We start from the raw sequence: 1,028 nt of genomic DNA on the forward strand, positions 1-1,028 counted from the left end.
CGGCCCCAAGGCCGCCGAGACCGCGAGCCGGGCAGGCTCGCACCGGGAAGCGGCGGCGCACCTGCGTCTCGTGCTGCAACAGCGAGAACTGCTCGATCCGGCTCGGCGGGCCGACCTGCTCGGCCGCTATGCGATCGAAAACAGCATCATCGGCGACATGGACCCGGCCGTGGAGTCCCAGCGGGAGGCGGTCGGCCTGCGGCGCGGTCTCGGTGACGCCCGCGCGCTCGGTGCCGACCTGGTGTGGTTGTCGCGGATCTGCTGGCAGGCGGGGATGCCCGAGCTCACGGACAGCAGCGCGGACGAGGCCGCCGCGCTGCTGGAGGGTGCGGGCGACGAGAGGGTGCTCGCCCGTGCGCTGGGCCACCAGAGCGCCCTGCGATCGGTCGCCTACCGCACCGAGGAGAGTCTCGTGCTGGGTGAGCGCGCCGTCGCACTCGCCCGCGCGGCCGGAGATCAGGAGATCCTCGCCCACGCGTTGACGAGCGTCGGTACCGCGCAGGCCGACCTGGGCCTGGCGGAGGCGTGGACCACGTTGACGGAAGCCAGGCAGGTGACGCTGGCGTCGCGCTCGGTCAGTGATTTCTGCAGGTTCACCGTCAACGTCGTCGAGATCCTCCTCTGGGAGTTCCGCCTCGACGAGGCCATGGGCTGTGTCACGACGGCGATCGAGATGGCGGAGCGTGCGGAGGAGCTTCGGTACCTGTATCGCATGTACGCGAGCCGGGCGGCGGTCGCGGTGGAGGCCGGCGACTGGGACCAGGCGACGGCGGACGCGGAGCTGGTGGCAGGAGTGCGGCCGCCGGCCAACCCTCCGACCCGGTGCCCCGCCCTCATCACACTGGGCAGGGTGAGGGTGCGCCGCGGTCTGCCCGGCGGAGAGGCCGTGCTCGCGGAGGCATGGGACATCGCGCAACGAACCGGGGAACTGCAGAACATCGGCCCGGTCGCCGCCGCTCGTGCCGAGGCGGCGTGGCTGCGCGGCGACGAGGCCGAGTCCGCGGTGCTCGAACCCCTGCACGCCGAAG

At 72.6% G+C, this 1,028-nt stretch carries 1 protein-coding gene; it reads left to right on the forward strand.

Annotated features, from left to right (window positions below; all coding sequences use genetic code 11):
* The coding region (locus tag FXN61_RS49645) for an ATP-binding protein (RefSeq protein WP_223165930.1) at nucleotides 1-1,028 on the forward strand (1,028 nt) is incomplete at both ends.

The organism is Lentzea indica, assembly GCF_012184385.1.
GTDB lineage: Bacteria > Actinomycetota > Actinomycetes > Mycobacteriales > Pseudonocardiaceae > Lentzea > Lentzea indica.